Below are 23,159 nucleotides of genomic sequence, written 5' to 3' on the forward strand. Positions count from 1 at the left end.
CCAAAACTGATATCGTTTTGGGCTTTTTTTATTTTATTGAGTCATGAATCATCAAGCGGTTTTTCCCGCTCCGTTTCGCGCTGTAGAGCGCTTCATCTGCCTCATGCACAAGCTCTTTCAGCGACTTTTTTGTTTCTGTCGTCCAGCAGGAGATACCGCAGGAAATGGTTACCTCGGGTTTCGTATTTTTTCTGACCGCATAAACCAGTCGCTCGGTAATCCGTTTCCCCACTGCAACCGGCACATTTGGCAAATAAATCGCCAGCTCCTCGCCTCCCCAGCGGGCACCGACATCATGCTTTCGGATGTTGCTTTTAATCACTGAAGCGACTTGAATTAAAATCTCGTCCCCAGTCTGATGGCCGTACGTATCATTTACATTTTTAAAATTATCAATATCAACAAGAATAAAAACACCCTTTTGGTGGATTTTCATGCTGTATTGAATTTTTTCATCTAAATACACTCGTGAATACAGTTCAGTCAGCTGATCTGTTTTCACAAGGTGCTCAAGACGGTCGCGAAGCATTGAATTGGTTACAGCCAGTGTCGCGTGATGAATCAGCGCCTGAAACAGCTTGTACATTTCAAATGTAAAAGCGTACAGCTCCTGTTTCAATAAAACCGCAAAGCCCAGAAGCCGGTCGTTTTGAATCATCGGAGCAGCCATCAGCGAGCCGTACCCCGCCTTCCCAAAAACAGACTGGCCATTCCCGATGAAAACCCCTTTTTCACCTTCATACAGCTTTTCTTTCAGCTCATTATAAAAATCTGACGGCTTCGCTTCTTTAAAAAATGCTGTGCTGCCTGGGAGCAATGTTAGGTTTTCAAAATGGTCTATATGAAAAAATCCCACTTCTTCTGCCTGAAACGATTCTGCCATTCTCACAGCCAGATCATTCATTGTATCAGTCAGTGTCAGCCGCTGATTCAGGCGGCGTGATGTTTCATTAATCAATTCCAAATTTGCGATGCTTGCTTTGGATTGTTCATAGAGCTGGGCATTTTCAAACGCTTTTCCCGCCGCGTTTGCTAACAGCGACATTTCATCAAGGCAGGCATCAGTAAGAAAGCTGTCACCCGTTCCCTCAGCCTTCAACACCCCGTATGTGCCCTGCTGTCCTTTGATCGGAATATAGGCGGCAGATTCATTTTTCCGCAAAATGTCTCCGGACAAATACACTTTGAGCGCAAAGGAATCGGATTTTTCCCCTTCCATATACAGCTCTTTTGCAGGAATCCCTAAACATTGGTCTTGATCGTGCGATATAAATAAAGAAAACTCAAAAAGAGAAAATGTGCTGGTCAAGCTTTCTAAAAGCTGCTTCAGCACATCTGTCTGATCAAGCAGTGAATGGAACAGCTCTGTCATTTTGTATATCTTTTTTTGGTAGATCGTTTTGTTATAGAGTCTTTCCTGTTTCATCGACTGGTTTAAAAATGAAGCAACCACGTCCGGAAGCCCCTCAGGAATCTCTTCATCCTGCCTGCACGCAAGATGGAAACGCCTGCCGGAGCCGTCCTCAATCAGATAACATGAAGTGTTTATTTTTGAAGCGGAAAAACGCGCTTCACCATCTGCCAGTTTTGTCACAAAGTCTGATGATGACGGTGTAAGCGAAACACAAAGGGTTGAAAAATAGGTTTGAATAGCCGAAGTCAGCCATATGAAAGAGTCGGTGAATGTGACTTTTTCAGATTTGGTTAATAAAAAATCGAGCATATGATAATGAAAGGCGGATAATTGATCTTTAGTTTGTTCTACCATGTTTTTATCACCTAAAAGTTTACCACTAATTTTTGTTTATTATATCATAAACGTTGAAGCAATAATGGAGGAATGGTTGACTTCAAGACAAATAAATTATATAATGACCTTTGTGTGAAATATTGCAGCCTTTTTGTTCAGCTTCTATGTTTTCATTTTGTTCCTTATCAATAAGGTGTATCGTGTAACTCTCTGCTGCTGGAGCGAGGATACATGAAAACAAAATGTGCATGGTCGAATAGAGCAGACGGTTTTTATTTTCCACAAAAATAAAACCAAAGGAGGAGTCACATTATGGCTCGCTATACAGGTCCATCTTGGAAACTGTCCCGCCGTCTAGGAATCTCTCTTAGCGGTACAGGAAAAGAATTAGAAAAACGCCCTTACGCTCCAGGTCCACACGGCCCAGGACAACGTAAAAAATTATCAGAATACGGTTTGCAATTGCAAGAAAAGCAAAAGCTTCGTCACATGTACGGTGTAAACGAACGTCAATTCCGCACTTTGTTTGACAAAGCTGGCAAACTAGCTGGTAAACACGGTGAAAACTTCATGATTCTTTTAGATTCTCGTCTTGATAACGTTGTGTACAAGCTAGGTTTAGCACGTACTCGCCGTCAAGCTCGCCAATTGGTTAACCACGGTCACATTCTTGTAGACGGAAGCCGCGTTGACATCCCGTCTTACCTTGTGAAACCTGGTCAAACAATCGGTGTTCGCGAAAAATCAAGAAACCTTTCTATCATCAAAGAATCTGTTGAAGTGAACAACTTCGTTCCTGAATACCTTACTTTCGACGCTGAAAAGCTTGAAGGTACTTTCACTCGTCTTCCTGAGCGTTCTGAACTTGCTCCGGAAATTAACGAAGCGCTTATCGTTGAGTTCTACTCTCGTTAATCGTTTTAAAAACCCCTGCCGCTATGCGGTCGGGGTTTTTTTATCGTCTGTTTCGTCATTCGCCTCTTGCTGGCCAACACTATCCTGCGCCTGCCGCTCCCAATAATCCCGCTGCAGCCGTTCTTTTGCAATCGTACACATGAGATTCACGCTTTAGCGCTCCTTTCATTTAAAAGGTGGTGATTGGTCGTGTTTGCCCTATCTAATATACTCTTTTCCTTTCATTCCTATGCGGTAAACAAAAAGATCCTTTGCCTTCAGTGGCAAAGGATCTTTTTCTTATTTATACGTCACAAGGAAGTATTTTTTCTTCCCGCGGCGCAGAACAGTAAATTGGTTTTCGATACGGTCTTCACCTGATAGGGTATAATTTATTTCCGTCTGGCGTTCACCGTTAATGTAAACAGCTCCGTTTTGAATGTCTTCACGCGCTTGGCGTTTAGAAGGAGATAATGTAGATTGCACCAACACATCTACCAGTGAAAGCTCTTGGGTGCTGTCAACTTCCATAGAAGGAACATCTTTAAAGCCTACTTTTACGTCTTGAGCAGAAAGCTCTTTAATATTGCCGCTGAACAGCGCTTGGGAGATGTTGATGGCTTGCTCCAGCGCCTCGCGTCCGTGAACAAGTGATGTCACTTCTTCTGCCAGGCGTTTTTGCGCTTCACGTTTTTCTGGCGCCGTTTCTGTTTTTTCAGCGTATGCTTCAATTTCCTCTTTTGAAAGGAACGTAAAGTATTTCAAGTATTTGACAACGTCACGGTCGTCTGTGTTGATCCAGAATTGATAGAATTCATATGGCGATGTTTTTTCTTTATCAAGCCAGATCGCGCCGCCTTCCGTTTTTCCGAACTTCGTGCCGTCTGCTTTTGTGACAAGCGGAATCGTTAGGCCGAACGCTTTTGCTCCTTCTTCTTCTGATTTTCTGATCAGTTCAAGACCCGCTGTGATATTGCCCCACTGATCGCTTCCGCCGATTTGCAGTTTACAGTTTTTGTCTCTGTAAAGATTTAAGAAATCATAAGATTGAAGAATCATGTAGCTGAATTCCGTGTACGAGATGCCGGATTCAATTCTTGAGCTAACCGTATCTTTTGCCAGCATGTAATTGATGCCGAAATTTTTACCAACGTCACGAAGGAAATCGATCACATTCATTTTGCCGATCCAGTCAAAGTTGTTCGCGATGACAGCTGGGTTTTCTGCTGCTTCAAAATCTAGAAATCTGGACAGCTGGTTTTTGATTTTTTGGGACCATTCGGATACGATGTCAGCAGTGTTTAATGTACGCTCTGCTTTTTTTCCGCTTGGATCACCGATGAGGCCCGTCGCGCCCCCCACAAGCGCAATCGGATGATGCCCTGCAAGCTGAAAACGGCGAAGTGTTAAAATAGGCAGCAGGTGTCCGATATGCAAGCTGTCTGCTGTCGGGTCAAAGCCTGAGTACAAGCGGATTTTTTCTTGATTCAGCTGTTTATTTAACCCTTCTTCATCTGTCATTTGCTGAATCAATCCGCGGAAGGATAAGTCTTCAAGTAAGTTAGTCATAAGATAAAGCTCCTTTTTTGATTAAAATAAAAAACGCCCCTTCGTTTACACGAAGGGACGATTGATTATCGCGGTACCACCCTACTAATAAGAGAATGCAAACATTCGTCTTATCACTTTGCCTGATAACGGATCAGGTCCGTTCTTTCACTACTGAAAGCCTGGGCGGCTTTGTTTGCAAAAGCGGTTCATGAGTGTATTCGATATATCCGTCTGTGCTGATTTTCACCGGCCATCAGCTCTCTGGAACGTAAGGATATTCTACTTGTCTCAATCTTTACCTTTTCATATGAAGCTATATCATTTTTAACATAAATAAAATCCTGTGTCAACGCCGCCTTTTAATCCTCCATTGTTGACAGATCTCCAGCCGGCAAATTAAGCTCCCATGCCTTCAGCACGCGTCTCATGATCTTTCCGCTTCGGGTTTTCGGAAGCTTCTCTTTAAATTCGATCTCACGCGGAGCCGCATGGGCTGCAAGACCTTGCTTTACAAATAGGCGGATCTCTTCTTTCAGTTTATCAGACGGCTCAAATCCTTCCCTGAGTGCAATAAAGGCTTTAATGATTTCTCCACGCACCGGGTCAGGCTTTCCGATTACGCCTGCTTCTGCAATAGCCGGATGCTCGACAAGCTTGCTTTCCACTTCAAATGGGCCGACGCGCTCACCGGAGGTCATGATGACGTCATCAACTCTGCCTTGGAACCAAAAGTATCCCTCTTCATCCATGTAAGCAGAATCGCCGGACACATACCAGCCGCCCGGCATGAAATACGATTCATACTTTTCAGGGTTATTCCAAATGGTATGCATCATGGAAGGCCAGCCCTTTTTGATGGCGAGATTGCCCATTCGGTACGGCGGTAGCTCGTTGCCTTGATTGTCAACGATCGCTGCCTCTACTCCTGGAATCGGCTTACCCATTGAACCCGGTTTAATATCCATGCAAGAATAGTTGCAGATGAGCTGACTGCCCGTTTCTGTCATCCACCAGGTATCATGGATACGTTTGTTAAAAACTTTGTGTCCCCATCTGATGACTTCCGGATTTAGCGGCTCACCGACACTGAGCACATGCCGGAGTGAAGTTAGGTCATATTTCGCAGCCATTTCATCTCCCGCTCCCATCAGCATCCGAAAAGCGGTCGGCGCGCTGTACCAGACATTGACGCCAAGCTGTTCAATCGTTCCATACCAGCTTTCCGGGCTGAAACGTCCGCCGACGATGACATTTGTCGCTCCGTTCAGCCACGGTGCAAAAATGCCGTATACCGTACCTGTCACCCAGCCTGGATCAGCTGTGCACCAATAAATGTCTTCTTCCTTTAAATCAAGGACCCACTTTCCTGTTTGATATTGCTGAATCATCGCTTCATGGACATGCAGCACGCCCTTTGGCGTTCCAGTGGAACCTGATGTATAGTGAAGCAGAAAGCCATCTTTTTTATCCATCCATTCGATATCCAGCCTTGTGCTCTCCTGTTTCGCTGCTTCATCATAATTGATGATGTTCGTGCCGCTCTCAGCCTCTCCCCCGACTACGAAGACATGCTGCAAGTGAGGCAGTTTGTCTACCGGTATTCTCTCCAGCAGCTCAGGTGTTGTGACAACAACCTTTGCCTCACTGTTTTCAAGCCGGTCTTTCACCGCTCCCTCCATAAATGCTTCGAACAGCGGCCCGGCGATGGCGCCAATTTTGATTGCGCCAAGCATAATAAAATAAAGCTCGGGTGATCTCGGCATAAAAATAAAAACGCGGTCCCCTTTTTCCACATTTCCATACCGTCTCAGCACATTCCCGGCTCTGTTTGATTCTTCCTTCATTTCTTTAAATGTGTATTTTTCATCCCTTTTTGCGTCTTTATAATAAAGCGCTACTTTGTTTTTTCGAAACGATTCGGCATGGCGGTCAATCGCTTCATACGCCGCATTCAGTTTCCCTGTCTTATGCCAAGAGAAATGTTTCTCTGCCTCGGCCCAATCAAAATGCCGGTACGTTTCTTCATAGTTTTTTAAGTTATGATCCCCCTCTATTGCTGGTAACGCTTTCAAATTCATGCCCAAACATCCCCCTTTGCTGAAGTTGTCACAATTATTATAGTATATATTCATATTCTTCTCAATTTTTAAAATATAAACCATGTTGAAAACGCTTTATAATTTGGTATTCTTAAAGAAGGCATGTATTTTTATAAGAATTGATGGGACGGTGAATTAGTGGAACATCATAAAACATACCATTCAGCAAACATCAAAACAGCAACCGGCTCTATACTGATAGAAGGGCCCGTCTCTCCAGAGGATTTGGCAGGTTATGAGTTTCATAAAGATTTAACCGCATTTCGCCCGCCTCGCGAGCAGCATGAAGCGCTAGTCGACATTGCAGGCCTTCCCGAAGGGCGCATTATTATTGCCAGAGACGGCCGAACCATTGTCGGCTATGTCACGTATTTATATCCTGACCCGCTCGAAAGATGGTCTGAAGGAAATATGGAGGATTTGATTGAGCTCGGAGCCATCGAAGTAGCGCCGGACTATCGGGGATGCGCTGTCGGAAAGACGCTCCTGACCGTCAGCATGATGGATGAACAAATGGAAAACTACATTGTGATGACGACAGAATATTACTGGCATTGGGATTTAAAAGGGATGAAAAAAGATGTGTGGGAATACAGAAAGATCATGGAAAAGATGATGAATGCAGGCGGATTGGTCTGGTTTGCAACGGATGAGCCGGAGATCAGCTCCCACCCTGCAAACTGTCTGATGGCCCGCATTGGAAAAAACGTCAGCCAAGAATCAATTGAGCAATTTGACAGGCTCCGTTTTTATCATCGTTATATGTATTAACTGACACTGGCAAAGGGGAAAAAATAATGATTGTTGAGCAAATCATGAAAAGAGATGTCATTACATTAACGAAGACGGATACGCTTGAAACAGCAATATGCAAACTGAAGGAATTCCATATCAGGCATCTGCCTGTTGTAGATGAAGAACGACACGTGATCGGCATGATTACAGACAGAGACATGAAACAGGCCAGCCCGAGTATTTTTGAAGAAAACAAACGAAGCCTATTTCTCACACGAAGCGTAGATTCAATTATGAAAAAGGATGTTGTCTGCGCCCACCCGTTAGATTTTGTCGAAGAAATATCAGCCGTGTTCTACGAGCATGGCATCGGCTGCCTTCCAGTGGTACACCATCAAAAATTAATAGGCATTTTAACAAAAACCGATTTGCTGCGGACGTTTGTCAAATTGACAGGCGCTGACCAGCCGGGATCGCAAATTGAGATAAAAGTAAACGACATCACCAAAAGCCTCGCTGAGATCAGCAGTCTTTGCCAAGACCTTCAAGTGAAAATATTAAGCGTGCTTGTTTATCCGCATGACGATCCCGGTGTAAAAGTGCTTGTCTTCCGTGTAAAAACGATGAATCCGCTGCCGTTTTTGCAGGCATTACAAAGAAATGGACACCACGTCGTATGGCCGTCAGAGCAAAGGGATCTGCTATGAGAGACAGTGTATTTATCTATTCTCCATCCTACCAAACCTATATGTTTCATCAGGAGCATCCCTTTAATCAGCAGCGGGTTCTGTTAACATATGATTTGCTTAAGACGATCAATGCCTTTGATGATGGAGACATTGTCACCCCCAGACTCGCTTCAGAAGAAGAGCTTTCCCTTGTCCACACGGACGATTACATTCAGGCCGTAAAGCTTGCGGGCGCCGGAAAGCTTCCCGCTGAAGAAGGAGAAAGCTACGGGCTCGGCACTGAAGACACACCCGTCTTTGCCGGCATGCACGAAGCGGCATCACTCTTGGTCGGCGGCACTTTAACGGCCGCAGACTGGGTCATGTCAGGACAAGCCCTGCATGCGGCAAACCTTGGCGGAGGGCTTCATCACGGCTTTCGTGGGAGAGCTTCAGGGTTTTGCATATACAACGACAGCGCTGTGGCGATTCAATATATCCAGAAAAAATATAGCGCCAGAGTGCTTTATGTTGATACGGACGCCCACCACGGGGACGGTGTGCAATTTACATTTTACGATAATCCTGACGTATGCACGCTGTCCATTCATGAAACAGGAAGGTATTTATTCCCTGGAACCGGTCAGATCCAAGAAAAAGGCAGCGGAAAAGGATATGGCTATTCCTTTAATATCCCGCTTGACGCTTTTACAGAGGATGATTCTTTTCTTGAGGCTTACCGGACAGCAGCTTCAGAAGTCGCCGCTTATTTCAAGCCCGATGTCATTATCAGCCAAAACGGCGCCGATGCCCATTACTACGACCCGCTGACGCATTTATCAGCAACAATCAATATATACGAAGAAATCCCCCGTCTTGCACACACTTTGGCTCATCAATATTGCGGAGGGAAATGGATTGCAGTCGGAGGCGGCGGATATGATATTTGGCGTGTCGTGCCTCGCGCCTGGGCCAGAATATGGCTTGAAATGAAGGGAATTGATCCGGGACACGAGATCCCGCCGGAATGGATCGCTAAATGGCAAAAACAATGCCCCGTCGCTCTTCCGTCGAGCTGGAGCGATCCGGCTGATTTATATCCTCCGATTCCCCGCAAGCCTGAAATTACAGAAAAAAATGCCCAAACTGTCAGCAAAGCATTATATGCGATACGTTCTGAACAGCAAAGAACAAAGTAAAAAACGACCTTACGAAGAGGTCGTTTTTGATTTTTTAATCACTATTTCCACACGCCGATTTTCCTTCATGTGTTCATTTGTCTTGTTATCCTTCACCGGCTTTGTATCCGCATAACCGACAGCAATAAAGCGCTTGGAGGGAAGCTTCTCTTTTGACGTGAAGTATTGAATCACTCCACTTGCCCGTGCTGCTGATAGCTCCCAATTCGACGGGTATCGGTATGTCGAAATGTTTCGGCTGTCTGTATGCCCCTCCACCTGAATGTCATTTGGAATTGTTTGAAGAAGAACGGCAATTTGGTGAAGAAGTGTTTCGGCATTTTTCAGCACCTTTGCCTCACCTGTATCAAACAGCACAGCCTCCTGAAGAACGAGCACGACACCGCGTTCATCCCGTTTGGCTGTCATTTGGGCCTTCAAATGATTGTCTTTTATATATGTATTTACTTTCTTGAGAAGCTGATCCTGCTGATCCTCTTGCTTCTTCGTATCAGATGCGGATGTATTCTTTTTTTCTATGGATGTTTGGTCCGGCTGAAGCCCGTTGCCTTCCTTCTGGATCGAGTCCACTGCAGCTTTGAATTTTTGCAGATCGATTTGGGACATCGAAAAGAGTAAAATAAAGAACACAAGGATCAAGGTAATCAGATCTGTAAAGGTTACCATCCAGCTGGATGAAGATTGACTGTTTTTTCCGCTTCCATTCCTTCTTTCAAAACGTTCTCTTCTAAGCTTCATGTACAGATCCCTTTTTTGTTTTTACTTGTTTTGGCTGCTTCTGCCATTCTTCCCGTGAGCTGAAAACGACCAGCTGACTTTCAAGGTTGCGCGGGTTTTTTCCGGATTGAACACCGATAATCCCTTCCACCATTACCTGCTTGATGAAAATTTCACTTTCTGTTTTCTCTTCAAGCTTAGCCGCGATCGGGTTGAAGACCATATTTGCCAGTAATGAGCCATATAAAGTCGTCAGAAGCGCAATGGCCATGTTTGGTCCAAGCATATGCGGGTCATTTAAGTTTTTGAGCATCAGCACAAGCCCGACGAGTGTTCCGATCATTCCCCATGCCGGAGCGAATTCTCCCGCTTTTTCAAAAACTCGCCGCCCTTTGCGGTGCCGTTCCTCCATTGCTGCGATTTCTGAATCCATGACGAGCCGAATCGTTTCTTCATCCCAGCCGTCAATCGCTAAAAGCAACCCTTTTTTCAAGAATGGATCTTTGATTTCCCGAGCCTGATCATCCAATGATAAAAGCCCGTGTTTTCGCGCGTGATCGGAAAGGGAGACAAAGGTTTTCACAAGATCTTTCACATTGTCTTCCTGGCGGATGAATGCCTGCTTTAACACAGAGGGCGCTTTTTTCAGCTCTCTTGGCGGAAAACTGATAAAAACAGCCGCGCAAAGTCCCCCTGTTACGATGAAGAAAGAGGTCAGATCAAGAAAAGAGCGGAAACCGCTTACTCCCGATCCCGAAATAATCCCGATAACAATAATAATCGTTCCTAACACAAATCCAACAGGTGTAAGATAATCAAAACGTTTCATCATTTCTCCCCATGAAAAAAGCAAGAATTCACCATAAAGGTGAAGCTTGCTCTTAGTTTTTCTTATGACTTGGTTGACTTTCTTAGCTCTATACGGTGCGGCAGTTCGACGATATGCTCTTCAACCGGCTCTTTATTCATGAGCTTCGTCAGCAGTCTCATCGCAACGGCGCCAATATCATATGTCGGCTGAACAACTGTTGAAAGCTGCGGACGAACCATGAGGCTTAATCTTGTATTATCAAAGCCGATAATGTCGAGATCCTCCGGAATGGATAAGCCCTGATCCTGAGCGGCATGGATAATGCCGAGTGCCATTTCATCAGTTGCAGAAAGAATGGCTGTCGGTTTTTTATCCAGGCTCATCAGATGCTGCAGTGCTTCGAGTCCGGAATCATATGTGTAATCCCCTTCAGCTACAAATTGTTCATTAAACGGAAGGTTCGCTTCTTCAAGCGCACGTTTGTAGCCTTGGAGTTTTTTCGAACGGTTGATCGGCTCTGCCATTGGTCCGGAAACGAACGCGATGTCTGTATGTCCTTTATCAACCAAAAGCTTCACGGCATCATAAATCGCCTGTTCGTAATCGATAGCGACTGACGGTGTTTCCTCCTGCTCTTCTACAGAAGCGGCAAGTACAATCGGCACTGGGGAACGCTTAAATTCCGCCACATGCTCGTCCGTAATGTTTCCGCCCATAAACACGATGCCGTCCACTTGTTTGCCGAGCATTGTGTTTAACAAGTGCAGCTCTTTCTCCATGTTTTGGTCAGAGTTACTCAAAATAATATTGTATTTGTACATTGTCGCGATATCTTCAATTCCGCGCGCAAGCTCTGAATAGAAAATGCTTGAGATATCAGGAATGATGACACCTACAGTTGTTGTTTTTTTACTTGCCAGTCCTCTTGCCACCGCGTTTGGACGGTAACCGAGACGTTCAATGGCTTCCAATACTTTTTTCCTCGTTGTCGGTTTTACATTCGGGTTGCCGTTCACGACACGGGAAACGGTTGCCATGCTTACATTAGCTTCTCTCGCTACATCGTAGATCGTAATATTGCTCATCCTAAAACCACTCCTTTTACTGGATACACTTATCCTTATCTATAGCATAAACACTTTATGTAGAGAAATGTCATAATGTCCGAATTTATGTCGTTTATGATTTGTAAGCGTAAGTCAGTAGTGTACATTATTTTTCATTATTCATCAAATTTAATTACTTCTCATGAAATTATACACGTTTTTATAGATGATGAAAACGTATACTTGGTTTTTATAACTAAATAAACGAGAAAGCATAAAAAAAGGCCGCAGGCGCGGCCTTTTGGATTGTTCAATTAAGCGTTGACTTTCACCATTGGCTTCAGTTCATTCAGCCATTTTTCGAATTCAGGAATCGCCATTTGCTGAGCAGAGTCAGAAAGTGCGACTGACGGATCAGGGTGAACCTCAGCCATTACGCCATCTGCACCGATCGCTAAAGCGGCTTTAGCTGTCGGAAGCAAGAGGTCACGGCGGCCTGTTGAATGCGTAACATCAACAAAGACTGGCAAATGCGTTTCTTGTTTCAAAATTGGCACAGCTGAAATATCCAGCGTGTTTCTCGTTGCTGTTTCATATGTTCTGATTCCGCGCTCACAAAGGATAATTTGGTCATTTCCTTGTGACATGATGTATTCAGCAGCATTGATGAATTCAGAGATCGTTGCAGCAAGACCGCGCTTCAGAAGCACTGGCTTTTTCACGGCGCCGGCCGCTTTCAGCAATTCGAAGTTTTGCATGTTGCGCGCTCCGATTTGAATGACATCAATGTAGTCCAGCGCTTCTTCGATATGAGCCGGAGTTACGATTTCACTGATAACCGCCAGATCAAATTCATCCGCTACACGTTTTAAAATTTGAAGGCCTTCAACACCAAGCCCTTGGAAATCGTATGGGCTCGTACGAGGCTTAAAGGCTCCACCGCGCAAAATTTTAATCCCTTGTTTTTTCGCAGCTACAGCGACTTCAGCTACCTGCTCATAGCTCTCTACCGCACATGGGCCGACAATGAATCTTTGCTGGCCGTCTCCGATTTTTTCGCCTTTGATATCAACAATTGTATCTTCAGGTTTTTTCTTGCGGGAGACAAGCAGCGCTTTGCTGTGATCTTCTTCCTGAAGCTCTAAACCGGCTTTGAATATCTCTTTAAAAATGTGCTGGATGGTTGAATTTTCGAACGGCCCGTCATTGTTTTCAATGATATTGTTTAACATCGTGCGTTCTCTGACAGGGTCAAATCGGTTCACACCCTGTGCTTCCTTCGCTTTACCGATCTCTTTTACAACATTTCCGCGTTCGTTGATTAATTTTAAAATTTGTAGGTTTAATTCGTCTGCTTTCTGCCTTAAAAGCTCTAACTCTGTGTTGCTCATTTTTTTCATCCTTTCCCTGCACATTCATTTTTTATTTTGTAGTTATCATGCATCTTACTATAAGTAATTCCAAATGGAAATACTGAAATACAAAAAATTTTATAAAAACTCTACTTTATTACCCAAACGCTTTTCAGTGATAAAGTAATCTATGAAGCTATCCTACATGATGTGAGGGCAATGTTCAAGGGTTTTTTACAAAAAAAAGCGCCAGATGATATCTGGACGCTTTTTTCTATGACAAATGCTGCTCAATAGCGGCTTCTGTAATTTGTGAATGTGAGGTATGCCATTTCACTTCACCGTTCTGAATGATGAATATCTGAGGGCTTTCATGCTTGACCCCATATGTTTCTGCAATGAAATTTGACAGCGGCCGGGCTTCTTGTACTTGAAGATAGTAAGCCGGCACATCCTCATGCTGATTTGCAAAGGCATCAAACTCATGAAATGCTGCCTGGCTGATCGGGCATGTGGTGCTGTGTTTAAAGAAGACGAAAGCGCCTTCCTGTTCTGCAATCCGTTTAAATTCTTCCTCAGATTGAATAAGCTGTTTAGCCATGACTCAAGCTCTTCCTTCCCTGCTCAGCGATTCATCTGCTCAGCCTGTTTTTGTGCATCTTTCAGTTCGTCTTTTACATCTTCTTTCGTCTGGAGGACTTGATCTTTTGTTTCATCAGCCGCCTGCATCGCTTCTTCCCTCATATCTTGCATTGCAGTCGATGAATCCGTTTTGTCAGATTTGGAACGGTCTCTTAAATCCTTTACCTTGTTCATGATTTGCCCAGACTGATCCGCTACAAGCTGTGTGATGTTGGAAGTTTTGTCTTTTGCGATGCTGACATATTGCGTGCCTTTTTCCTTCGCATCTGCCGTCATTTTATCAGTTTTGTCCCGTAAAGCAACAGCTTGGCTGCCGAGATCGTCGCGAAGTTCTTTGCCTGATTTAGGCGCTAGAAAAAGAGCTGTAGTGGCACCGATGATTCCCCCGATTAAAGTTCCGATTAAAAAATCTTTACTATTAATTCCATCTTTGCTCATCATTATTCCTCCTCTTAGTATTTTTTTCTCTTACAGGGCTGATTTTTTCTTTTGCTTCCATTTCTCCCAAATTTCCATTGCTGCTTGACTCCATGTGACAACTTGATTGATCTTATCTTGATTTTCTCTAACTGATGCCGATACAGACCCTGCCGCTTGTTTCATGGATGTATTGAACTGCTGTACAGAAGCTCCCACTCCTTGAACAGCATGAACGACCGTGTTCAGCTTTTCTGATTTTTCCTGAATATCTTCAGCCAGGCGGTTGGTCTTATGTAAAAGCTCGGCTGTTTCAGTTGTGATGCCCTTCATTTGTCCCTCCAGCCCTTCAAGAGTGGATGCGACGTTTTTTAGTGTCAGCTGCAGTGACTTCAATGTTTTAGACAAGTAGATCACTAATACGAGAAATGCAACTGCGATGAGTGCAACGCTCAAATAAAGAATAATAATCATCTCAAACCTCCTTGCTGCAGGATATACTGCTGTTTACCCGTTTTCTTCAATCATAAACATGTGTACTGGGCTGTATACATACTATTCTCCGTTATGTAAGAAAATCCTTTAATAAGCTTTTCCATCAGATAAATAAAAAGCAGTGAGATCACTGCTTTTTATTATGCCATGACGTTTTCGTAGGCTCTCATATATTTTTGGATATCTCCTGCTCCCATGAAGATGAGAACGGCTTTATCATGAGCTTTTAAAACAGATGTGTCATCTTCTTCAATCAGCTTGGCATTATGAATTTTTCCCTGGAGATCACCGATCGTCAGCTTTCCGGCATTCTCACGGGCTGAGCCGAAAATATCGCATAAATACACACAGTCAGCGCCGCTCAGGCTTTCTGCAAATTCGTCAAGGAACTGCTGCGTCCGTGTAAATGTATGAGGCTGAAATACCGCGACAATTTCCCGATCAGGATATTTCTGTCTTGCCGCCTCAATTGTCACTTTTATTTCTGTCGGATGATGAGCATAGTCATCGATCAGCACTTGATCCCCAAGCTGCTTCTCATTGAATCTGCGTTTGACACCCCCAAAGGATTTGAGAGCATGCTTAATGATGCTGGAATCAATTTCTTCATAATGGCATAACGCAATGACCGCCAATGAGTTTAATACATTGTGGTGGCCGTACGCAGGAATATAAAACGTATCATAGAACGTATTGCGGACAAAGACATCAAAAGTTGTCCCTTCCGTGCTTTTTACGATGTTTCTGGCTTGAAAATCATTTTCTTCCCCCGTGCCATAATACACAACCGGGACGTTCGCATGGATTTTCGGCAGATGCTCATCGTCTCCGCAGGCAATAATGCCTTTGTTGACTTGAAGAGCCATCTCTTGGAAAGCGTCAAATACATCGTCAATGCTTGAGAAGTAATCAGGGTGATCAAAATCAATATTCGTCATAATCGCATAATCTGGCTGATAGCTTAAGAAATGGCGGCGGTATTCGCACGCTTCAAACACAAAGTATTCGCTGTTTTCATTTCCCTGGCCTGTTCCGTCTCCGATTAAGAAAGACGTCGGTTTTGCGTTTTGGATCACGTGAGCCAGCAGACCCGTAGTCGACGTTTTGCCGTGTGCGCCCGTAACGGCAACACTCGTGAATTTTTTCATGTAGTCGCCTAAAAACTTATGATAACGTATCACCGGAATTCCCTCAGACATCGCTTTTTCTATTTCAGGATGCGTGTCTGGGAATGCGTTTCCGGCGATGACTGTCATGCCGGGTTTAATATTCTCCGCGCTAAAAGGAAGAACCGTAATATTTCTTTTTTCAAGCGCTGTTTGCGTAAAAATAAATTTTTCGATATCCGATCCTTGGACAGTATATCCATTATCATGAAGTATTTGGGCAAGCGGACTCATACCGGTCCCTTTTATTCCAACAAAATGATAAACAGTCATAATTGTACCTCCAACAAACGTCTATCTGTTCCCCAGTATATGACGCTCATTTCAATTTGCGACCGCGGCGGCTGAAAAGCCTCCCTTAGCGGCGTATTTTATATGTTTTGTTATGTTTAGTATCAGGTTATTTCTTTCCGATTAAACCCAGATATCAAGATTTGTCTATGCACAGCTGCTGTAAAGCGGCATAGCTGTTAAATGCTCTAAACACTATCATACCATGTTTGGTGTGAAAATGAACCCATATTATTCGTTTATTAGATCACTTGCTGTGATCAGAACCTCCCGAGGCTTGCTTCCTTTTGCCTCAGAGATCATGCCTTCCGCTTCCATCATGTCGATCAGCCTTGCCGCACGATTGTAACCGATTCTGAATCTTCTTTGCAGGCTTGAAGTGCTCGCACTGTTTTGCTCTACAACAAACTCACACGCTTCGTAAAACAGTTCGTCCTCTTCTTTCAGGGCTGATCCTTGTCTTACGAGCTCTTCTTGTTCAAATAAATAGGTCGGCGGCATTTGGCTTCTGACGTGGGAAACGACGCGGTCGATTTCCCGGTCTGACACAAAGTTACCTTGCAGACGGACCGGTTTTCCCGAGCCGTTTTCCAAAAAGAGCATATCCCCTTTTCCGAGAAGCTTTTCTGCACCGGCTATGTCAATAATTGTTCGGGAATCAACCTGGCTTGAGACAGAAAAGGCGATTCTCGTCGGGATATTCGCCTTAATCAGACCTGTTATGACATCGACTGACGGACGCTGAGTTGCGACGAGAAGATGGATACCGCACGCTCTGGCTTTTTGGGCGATCCGCGCAATGCTTTCTTCCACATCGTTTGGAGCCACCATCATCAAATCTGCAAGCTCATCAATAATGACAACTAAATATGGCAGCTTTTCACCCATTTGGTGTTCAGCCGTTAATTGATTAAAGCGGTCAATGTCGCGGACACCGGAATGGGCAAAAAGCTCATAGCGGCGCTCCATTTCCTCAACGACCCATTTCAAAGCAGCTGTAGCCGCTTTAGCGTCAGTAATGACCGGGCTGACGAGGTGAGGAATTTTATTGTAAGGGGCCAGCTCTACCATTTTCGGATCAATCAGCAGCACCTTTACCTCACTCGGGTCAGCTTTATAAAGCAGGCTGACTAATATTGTATTGATGCATACGCTTTTTCCGGAGCCTGTAGCGCCGGCAATCAAGCCATGCGGCATTTTCTTCAAGTCGATAACAACAGGATTTCCTGAAATATCTAATCCCAGCGCAGCTGTGAGCGGTGACTTGCTTGTCCTGAAAGCTGAGCTGCGAATCATTTGGCGCAAATCAACCACCTTGCTCGTGCGGTTCGGCACTTCAATTCCGATCGTGTTTTTCCCCGGAATCGGCGCTTCAATCCGAATATCTCTCGCTGAGAGACTGAGTTTAATATCATCGGACAAGTTGGTGATTTTATTCACCTTTACACCTGGTTCAGGATGCACTTCAAATCTCGTGACAGACGGACCCTGGGTTACATGGACCACATTGGCGCGGACATTGAAGTTTTTCAGGGTCAAATCAAGAAGCTGACGCTGTTCTTCGATCCACGCAGTATCATCTTGAACCTGCGCTGGCGGGACATCAAGCAGTGCAACATTCGGAAATACATAGCTGCCGCGGCGCTCCTCTGCTTTTTGCTGTTTATGCGTATCTCTTTTCAGCATCATCACATTAAAAGGAACGGATGGCCCTTTTTGAGAAGATGCGCTTTGTTCAGTCCTTTTCTCCTGTACACCAGGCCTTTTTTTCGGCTCTTCTGAAGCTTCGCGAGGTTTGTCTGCGCGAATTCCCTGCCGGTTTTCAAGGGTTGCAGAAAACGATTTGGAACCCTGCTCCAAGCGTTCAGTTTTCTCAAGCTCTGTATGGCTGTCTGGCTGAACATCTATCTTCGTTTCCTGAGCCTCTCCCAGGATGTCATAATGATTATTTATTATACTGTCTGATGGCTCTTCTGATTCTTTTGCCACAGTTTCTGCTTGAGCCAGAGCCTCTGATGAATACTCATGATCAGTAAATAAAGGCTCTTCCTGACGAATGTCCATTTGTTCTTCTTGAACGAACGGGGACTCAGCACCTTCTGCCGCGTTTTCATGATGATTGTATACTGGGCTGTCTGTCGGCTCTTTTGCTTTTTCATCCTCAGATACTGCCTCTGTCTGAGATTCAGGAGCTGTTTGCTCTTCATCAAGTTCAGCGGAGAAAACAGGCTCTTCAAGTTTCTCTGGCTGCCGCTCCCTTTGTTCTTCCTCAGCCGTTGCAGGCTCTTCGCGGCCTACTTCACTGTCTGAAAGCCCTTCAGCCGCCGTATCTGTGAGCATCTCAGGCGGTGTTTGCTCTTCGGCATGTTCAGCTGGGAAGGAAGGCTCCTCTTTTTCCGGCTGTTGAACGCCTGACTCAAATGGCACTTTGTTACCTGACGGCTCGGCTGGCCGTTTCGCCAGCGCCTCATCATTCTCCATATCCTTTCTGTTTAAAACGCCAGAAGGCTGTTTTTCAAATTGGGTATCCGGGAAGAAAGGACTTTCTTTTTTGGAATGCGCCTGTGTGTCTGAAGCAGGATAGCCGCGTTCACGTTCGATCTCTTCTGACAGCAGTGTTACCTTCTCTTTTACCGATTTATCCGGTTCGTTCAATGTTTCAGAAGGCTTTTTCGGCATATCCTTTTTAACAGATGGTTTTTGATTGAATCCATAGACAGGAGAAGGGATATTTGTCGGTTTAAATGGTTTCTTCGCCGGCTCTGCTGCTTGATATGTATGCTGCTCTTCTTCATTTCTGGGACGCTCTCTGTAAGGTGCAGCACTTGGACGAGGAGCGGATTTCGGTTCGTCCGATGGTGTGCGGCGCCTTCTCAGGTCATGATTTTTGTATCCGTCAGGCACGACTGGAAAACGGAATTTGCCTTTTGGATATTCATAATATATTTTAGGATCTTCCATTCTTTTTAATTGTCCTTCAGGATGATGTACTTCTTGTTGCTGCGGAATTTGAGCGGGTTTTGTCTCCCGTTCAGCATCCTCTTCGCTTTCGCCTAAAAACAAATCAAAAAATTTATGAAGCCAACTCATAATTTATCTCTAACTCCCTTATAGTTTTCTGGGACGGTTTTTAGTATACCACTGCTGGTCGGCCCAGAAAAGATTAAGCTATCAGCAGAAACAAAGCCGCTAAACAAGGGCTTAGCGGCTTTTCACATGATTCGTTTTTTTTGGCGGATTTATGGGAGTCTAAAACTGAAATGCGTCTCCTGCCTCATAGTCTCCTTCTAACACAAGGATTCCTTTTTCAGCAGGGGCATCCGGCAAATCAAGCTCTTTCGCTGAGCAGATCATCCCGCTTGACGGAACGCCGCGAAGCTCTGCATCCTTAATGACAAGTCCGCTAGGCATCACAGCACCGACTTTGGCAACGACAACTTTTTGGCCTTTGTCAACGTTAGGCGCGCCGCAGACGATCTGAAGCGTTTCTTCTCCTACGTTGACTTTACATACGCTTAATTTATCCGCATTCGGATGTTTTTCTTTTGATTCAACATACCCCACAACAAACTTCGGAGATAAATCAACGACTAATGTTTCTTCAACGCCGTTTCTGTTTAAAATTTCATTCACATCTTGCACGAATGTTTCTGAGAGCGCAACAGGGCCGTTTTCATCAATGGTCAAGTAAGAAGACGCGTTGAAAATGTTGAAGCCCGTTGTTTCTTTTGTTTCGTTATTGAAAATTTTGACGACGTCGCCGTGTTTTTCATAGCCTAATTGTTCGCGTGTCACATCTTGAAGAGAGATCAGGAGCGTGTCTCCCACACCTTCTTTATTATAAAAAGCGTTCATAAGTAAAAATCCTTTCTAATCCTTTTTCGGACGGCTTTTCGCCAGGATAAACACCGGTTCCAGCTTTCCTTCATTGTACAAAAATGAAAGGGCGGTAATCGGGACGGTGCCGCCTGCAAAGAAGCTCATCGACATTTGTCCTAGAATATCATACCCCGATTCATTCCGGATGTCAGCAAGAATCAAAACGTCCTGATGAGGAACAGAGATCGCCAGCTCCCCTTCTGCATGCTGCTTATACTCATTTAAGATCGCTTCGTTCAAAATCCGGCTTGCGTCGTATCCGTCGTTTGCCCTGAAGAAATAAAAGTAATTGCCGGCAACCGTATCCTCTTTGACAACCGTCGGCAGGGAACGGAGATTAAATGCGGCCGTCTCTCTGATCCGCTCTTTTGTCCAGTTTTCTTTCTCAAGCATGCGCTGGTCAATTAAACGGTAGGTTTTCCCGAGATCTAGCGCGTAATAAATTCTTGTCTCTGCGGTATGATCGTCATAAATGAGCGGGATATCTTCGCTGGACTTGTCCGGGAAGGAAGTCGAGCGGATGACCGGATAAATGCGAGTTTCTTTCCCGGTCATTTCCTGAGCCTTCCCTTCCATTGCCGTCATCGCTTCGGAGACATAGTACACGATCTCATCAATCGCTTCGTCTTTTTTCAGTTCCCATTTTGCAATAATCGGCGGCAAATCGAGTGTAATCCCTTTTTTAGTCGTTTGATCCTCAACACGGAGGGTGTCTTTTTCTCTGTCAAACAGAAAGGAGCGATTCTCGTGCTGAAGGCGCTGCTTCAGTATATCTGACAGCTTCCTTGAGGTCATTTTCAAACCGATGTCCTCCTTTACGCTTTAGCGAGAGAGTCTGTTAAAAACTGTTCAATTTCTTCTTTAGTTTTGCGGTCTTTGCTCACAAAACGATTTACTTCTTTACCTTCATTAAACACCACAAAGCTTGGGATTCCGTAAATTTCCCACTCTGCACATGTATCAATGAATTTGTCACGGTCTACGTAGTAGTAGGTGAATTCAGGGAAATTCGCTTCCAATTCAGGCAGGAAAGGCTCTACAAAACGGCAATCCGGGCACCAATCGGCTGAAAACATAAATACAGACCAATCATCCTTTACCGCTTTTTCCAGCTCTTGAGTTGATTCAATTTTTTTCATTTCATATCCCTCCAGTTGTTTATGTTCTTACATGTTTTTTATCGATACTCGTCCATTTGGATCATACCAAACTGCTTGAGGCAAAACCACTTATATGCAACGAATGAATATGTAAGATTTGCTTTCCCATTATCATTATCATATTTTATTTGCATTATCAAGCTCGTTTCGTTTAACATCGTGTACATGAGGGTAAAATTTACAGATGGACATACATAAGGAGGGATTTTAATATGGAGTTTATCGTCTATTTAGCAGGAGAAATCCACAGCAATTGGCGCGAGGAAATCAAAGAGAAAACAAAATCACTGAAACTGCCGATTACGTTTGTTGGCCCGATGGAGAATCATGACCGCTCAGACAATATTGGTGAAGAAATTATGGGCGTACAGCCAAATGCCGTTTTAAAGGATGACAAAGCCTCTGACATCAACAACTTCAGAACCGCCGTCCTGATGAATAAAGCAGACTTTGTGATCGCCCTGTTTGGCGAAAAGTACAAACAGTGGAACACGGCAATGGATGCATCATATGCGATCGCAAAAGGAAAACCCCTGATTATCATCCGCCCGGAATCGCTCCACCATCCTTTAAAAGAGCTTTCCAATAAAGCGAATATAACGGTCGAAACTGTTAACCAAGCCATTAAGGCCCTTTCCTATCTATTTGAAACAGAATAAGAAAAAAGCTTGTCGATCCGGGCTTACTGCTCGTTCAACAAGCTTTTATGAAACCTACATATTTTCTTTAATCGCATCCACTGTCTGCTTATCGCAGGCTGTTACAAGTTTGATGAGCATTTCTTTAGCAGCAGCATAATCATCAATATGAATGATAGAAGCGTTTGTATGAATATAGCGGGAACATATTCCGATAACCGCTGACGGCACACCGCTGTTCGAAATATGAACCTTGCCTGCGTCTGTTCCCCCGCCGGATACAAAATATTGATATGGAATATCATGCGTTTCAGCCATATCAAGAACGAATTCCCTCATTCCGCGATGCATGACTGTCGTTCTGTCAAGAATGCGCAGCAAAAAGCCTTTTCCAAGCTGGCCGAATTCATTTTTGTCTCCGCTCATATCGTTTGCAGGGCTGGCGTCAAGGGCGAAAAACAAGTCCGGTTTAATCATATGAGAGGCCGTTTGCGCGCCCCTTAGCCCTACTTCTTCCTGAACCGTTGCACCCGCATAGAGTGTATTCGGAAGCTCTTTACCGTGTAATTCCTTCAGAAGTTCAATGCTTAAGCCGCATCCATATCTGTTATCCCATGCTTTTGATAAAATTTTCTTTTCATTCGCCATCGTCGTAAACGGACAAACAGGCACAATCTGCTGTCCCGGTTTAATGCCGATTTTGATGGCGTCTTCTCTATCATCCGCTCCAATATCGATCATCATGTTTTTGATATCCATCGGGCGGTTTCGCTGAGCATCTGTCAGCAGATGCGGCGGTATGCTTGAAATCACACCCGGAACCGGCCCGTTATCTGTTTGAATTTCAACCCGCTGCGCAAGCAAAACCTGGCTCCACCAGCCGCCGAGCGTCTGGAATCTGAGCAGCCCGTTGTCTGTAATGGATGTCACCATGAAGCCGACTTCGTCCATGTGCCCGGCTACCATAATTCTCGGTGCGTCCTCTGCGCCTCGTCTGACTCCGAAAACACTTCCCAGTCTGTCCTGAACGATGTCATCGGCATATTTGGCTAGCTCCTGCTTCATAAAAGCACGAACCTGATGCTCATTGCCCGGCGCGCCGGGAAGCTGCGTCAGTGTTTGGAAAAGCGCTTTCGTTTCTTGATTCATGTTTTCCCCTCATTTCTATGTAGTCCTTTTATTTTATTAGAAACAATGAAGTTTTCCAAGCACCCTGACCCAATCTGCTCGATCAGCCGCGTATTGCTTAACAGGATTTGGCTGTTTCTGTATAATGAAAAGTACGATCAACCAGGAGGTGCTTTATTTTGAAATTGCGTCATCTTCTTTTAGGAGCAGGACTTGGAATTTGTACGGCTGTCGTTGTGAAACAATATGTGATGAAGCCTTATATTTCTTCAGAAAAAGCGCTTCGCATTGTAAAGTCTGCTTTTAAGCAGCGGGGCCCGATTGACGGATCATGGATTTACACCCAGCCGGAGCCTTACAATATTAACGGAGAAACGGTACAAGTATACAAAACCGGCATTACACGATCAGCTTTCGGAGAATTAGAACAGTATGAAGTCATGGTGGATGCGAAAACGGGAGAAATTGTTGATGTCATTGATACAATCGCCTCTTAACACCGGACAAGCAAAAAATAGAAG

Annotated in this window: 24 protein-coding genes and 1 other annotated feature; of the genes, 6 read left to right on the forward strand and 18 right to left on the reverse strand. The window is 44.5% G+C overall.

Annotated elements, in window-relative coordinates:
- Positions 1-28: 28 nt before the first annotated feature.
- Positions 29-1,768 carry a diguanylate cyclase gene (locus tag NYE53_RS14715; RefSeq protein ID WP_339245363.1) on the reverse strand — a complete coding sequence of 580 codons (1,740 nt, stop codon included), beginning with the start codon at positions 1,766-1,768 and terminating at the stop codon, positions 29-31.
- Positions 1,769-2,062: 294 nt separating this feature from the next.
- Between NYE53_RS14715 and rpsD the strand changes: the two genes are divergently transcribed.
- Complete coding sequence (rpsD, locus tag NYE53_RS14720) at positions 2,063-2,665, forward strand: 30S ribosomal protein S4 (RefSeq protein WP_003229304.1); 603 nt, start codon at positions 2,063-2,065, stop codon at positions 2,663-2,665.
- Positions 2,666-2,686: 21 nt separating this feature from the next.
- Here rpsD and NYE53_RS14725 read toward each other — a convergent pair whose 3' ends face one another.
- The 3 genes from NYE53_RS14725 to acsA form a co-directional block, all read right to left on the reverse strand.
- Positions 2,687-2,815, reverse strand: coding sequence for a hypothetical protein (locus NYE53_RS14725; protein WP_064911653.1), 129 nt, complete (start codon positions 2,813-2,815; stop codon positions 2,687-2,689).
- Positions 2,816-2,944: 129 nt separating this feature from the next.
- The gene (tyrS, locus tag NYE53_RS14730) at positions 2,945-4,213 is read right to left on the reverse strand and encodes a tyrosine--tRNA ligase (protein ID WP_336153765.1); all 1,269 of its coding nucleotides are present in this window, start codon (positions 4,211-4,213) and stop codon (positions 2,945-2,947) included.
- Positions 4,214-4,263: 50 nt separating this feature from the next.
- Positions 4,264-4,500 (reverse strand) — a binding site (T-box leader).
- Positions 4,501-4,554: 54 nt separating this feature from the next.
- Positions 4,555-6,273 carry an acetate--CoA ligase gene (acsA, locus tag NYE53_RS14735; RefSeq protein WP_339245367.1) on the reverse strand — a complete coding sequence of 573 codons (1,719 nt, stop codon included), beginning with the start codon at positions 6,271-6,273 and terminating at the stop codon, positions 4,555-4,557.
- 159 nt (positions 6,274-6,432) lie between these two features.
- Between acsA and acuA the strand changes: the two genes are divergently transcribed.
- Genes acuA through NYE53_RS14750 form a run of 3 tightly spaced genes read left to right on the forward strand, consistent with a single transcriptional unit; the run spans position 6,433 to position 8,896 of the window.
- On the forward strand, positions 6,433-7,065 hold the full coding sequence (gene acuA, locus NYE53_RS14740; protein ID WP_014477669.1) for an acetoin utilization protein acetyltransferase AcuA: 633 nt from the start codon (positions 6,433-6,435) through the stop codon (positions 7,063-7,065).
- Positions 7,066-7,091: 26 nt separating this feature from the next.
- Positions 7,092-7,736, forward strand: coding sequence for an acetoin utilization AcuB family protein (locus tag NYE53_RS14745; protein ID WP_003229294.1), 645 nt, complete (start codon positions 7,092-7,094; stop codon positions 7,734-7,736).
- Positions 7,733-8,896: an acetoin utilization protein AcuC gene (locus NYE53_RS14750; protein WP_339245370.1), complete on the forward strand. Its 1,164-nt coding sequence runs from the start codon at positions 7,733-7,735 to the stop codon at positions 8,894-8,896. The genes NYE53_RS14745 and NYE53_RS14750 overlap by 4 nt, the downstream gene beginning before the upstream one ends.
- Positions 8,897-8,905: 9 nt before the next feature.
- On the opposite strand, the gene motS is transcribed toward NYE53_RS14750, so the two are convergent.
- The 13 genes from motS to NYE53_RS14815 all read right to left on the reverse strand — a co-directional run bounded on the left by motS (position 8,906) and on the right by NYE53_RS14815 (position 21,006).
- A complete protein-coding gene (motS, locus tag NYE53_RS14755; RefSeq protein ID WP_335388772.1) occupies positions 8,906-9,634 on the reverse strand; it encodes a flagellar motor protein MotS in 729 nt (242 codons plus the stop codon).
- Positions 9,624-10,442, reverse strand: a complete 819-nt coding sequence (motP, locus tag NYE53_RS14760; RefSeq protein WP_014477672.1) for a flagellar motor protein MotP — start codon at positions 10,440-10,442, stop codon at positions 9,624-9,626. The genes motS and motP overlap by 11 nt, the downstream gene beginning before the upstream one ends.
- A 62-nt stretch (positions 10,443-10,504) precedes the next feature.
- Positions 10,505-11,509 carry a catabolite control protein A gene (ccpA, locus tag NYE53_RS14765; protein ID WP_003229285.1) on the reverse strand — a complete coding sequence of 335 codons (1,005 nt, stop codon included), beginning with the start codon at positions 11,507-11,509 and terminating at the stop codon, positions 10,505-10,507.
- A gap of 275 nt (positions 11,510-11,784) precedes the next feature.
- Entirely contained in the window at positions 11,785-12,861 is a 1,077-nt protein-coding gene (locus NYE53_RS14770) for a bifunctional 3-deoxy-7-phosphoheptulonate synthase/chorismate mutase (protein WP_339245374.1), read from the reverse strand.
- A gap of 235 nt (positions 12,862-13,096) precedes the next feature.
- Positions 13,097-13,423: a bacillithiol system redox-active protein YtxJ gene (gene ytxJ, locus NYE53_RS14775; protein ID WP_014480571.1), complete on the reverse strand. Its 327-nt coding sequence runs from the start codon at positions 13,421-13,423 to the stop codon at positions 13,097-13,099.
- 23 nt (positions 13,424-13,446) lie between these two features.
- Complete coding sequence (locus NYE53_RS14780; RefSeq protein ID WP_187957011.1) at positions 13,447-13,902, reverse strand: YtxH domain-containing protein; 456 nt, start codon at positions 13,900-13,902, stop codon at positions 13,447-13,449.
- A gap of 30 nt (positions 13,903-13,932) precedes the next feature.
- Positions 13,933-14,355, reverse strand: coding sequence for a DUF948 domain-containing protein (locus tag NYE53_RS14785; RefSeq protein WP_003229276.1), 423 nt, complete (start codon positions 14,353-14,355; stop codon positions 13,933-13,935).
- A 161-nt stretch (positions 14,356-14,516) separates the two neighbouring features.
- Entirely contained in the window at positions 14,517-15,815 is a 1,299-nt protein-coding gene (gene murC / locus NYE53_RS14790; protein WP_038429473.1) for a UDP-N-acetylmuramate--L-alanine ligase, read from the reverse strand.
- 249 nt (positions 15,816-16,064) lie between these two features.
- Positions 16,065-18,923, reverse strand: coding sequence for a DNA translocase SftA (gene sftA / locus NYE53_RS14795; RefSeq protein ID WP_339245377.1), 2,859 nt, complete (start codon positions 18,921-18,923; stop codon positions 16,065-16,067).
- Positions 18,924-19,082: 159 nt separating this feature from the next.
- Entirely contained in the window at positions 19,083-19,688 is a 606-nt protein-coding gene (ytpR, locus tag NYE53_RS14800; protein ID WP_076458270.1) for a YtpR family tRNA-binding protein, read from the reverse strand.
- Positions 19,689-19,703: 15 nt separating this feature from the next.
- Positions 19,704-20,513: a DUF1444 domain-containing protein gene (locus NYE53_RS14805; protein WP_009967991.1), complete on the reverse strand. Its 810-nt coding sequence runs from the start codon at positions 20,511-20,513 to the stop codon at positions 19,704-19,706.
- A gap of 14 nt (positions 20,514-20,527) precedes the next feature.
- Positions 20,528-20,851 (reverse strand): thioredoxin family protein, encoded by a 324-nt coding sequence (locus NYE53_RS14810; protein ID WP_003229265.1) that lies wholly within the window; start codon positions 20,849-20,851, stop codon positions 20,528-20,530.
- 38 nt (positions 20,852-20,889) lie between these two features.
- The gene (locus NYE53_RS14815) at positions 20,890-21,006 is read right to left on the reverse strand and encodes a hypothetical protein (protein ID WP_004399150.1); all 117 of its coding nucleotides are present in this window, start codon (positions 21,004-21,006) and stop codon (positions 20,890-20,892) included.
- A gap of 78 nt (positions 21,007-21,084) precedes the next feature.
- Here NYE53_RS14815 and NYE53_RS14820 point away from each other — a divergent pair, with 78 nt between their 5' ends.
- Positions 21,085-21,531: a YtoQ family protein gene (locus NYE53_RS14820; protein WP_003229263.1), complete on the forward strand. Its 447-nt coding sequence runs from the start codon at positions 21,085-21,087 to the stop codon at positions 21,529-21,531.
- A gap of 54 nt (positions 21,532-21,585) precedes the next feature.
- On the opposite strand, the gene NYE53_RS14825 is transcribed toward NYE53_RS14820, so the two are convergent.
- Positions 21,586-22,659, reverse strand: a complete 1,074-nt coding sequence (locus NYE53_RS14825) for a M42 family metallopeptidase (protein WP_339245380.1) — start codon at positions 22,657-22,659, stop codon at positions 21,586-21,588.
- Positions 22,660-22,817: 158 nt separating this feature from the next.
- On the opposite strand from NYE53_RS14825, the gene NYE53_RS14830 reads away from it, so the two are divergent.
- Entirely contained in the window at positions 22,818-23,135 is a 318-nt protein-coding gene (locus tag NYE53_RS14830) for a PepSY domain-containing protein (protein WP_014477682.1), read from the forward strand.
- Positions 23,136-23,159: the final 24 nt, after the last annotated feature.

This window comes from Bacillus sp. FSL R5-0523, from assembly GCF_037975295.1.
Taxonomy (GTDB): Bacteria; Bacillota; Bacilli; order Bacillales; family Bacillaceae; genus Bacillus; species Bacillus subtilis.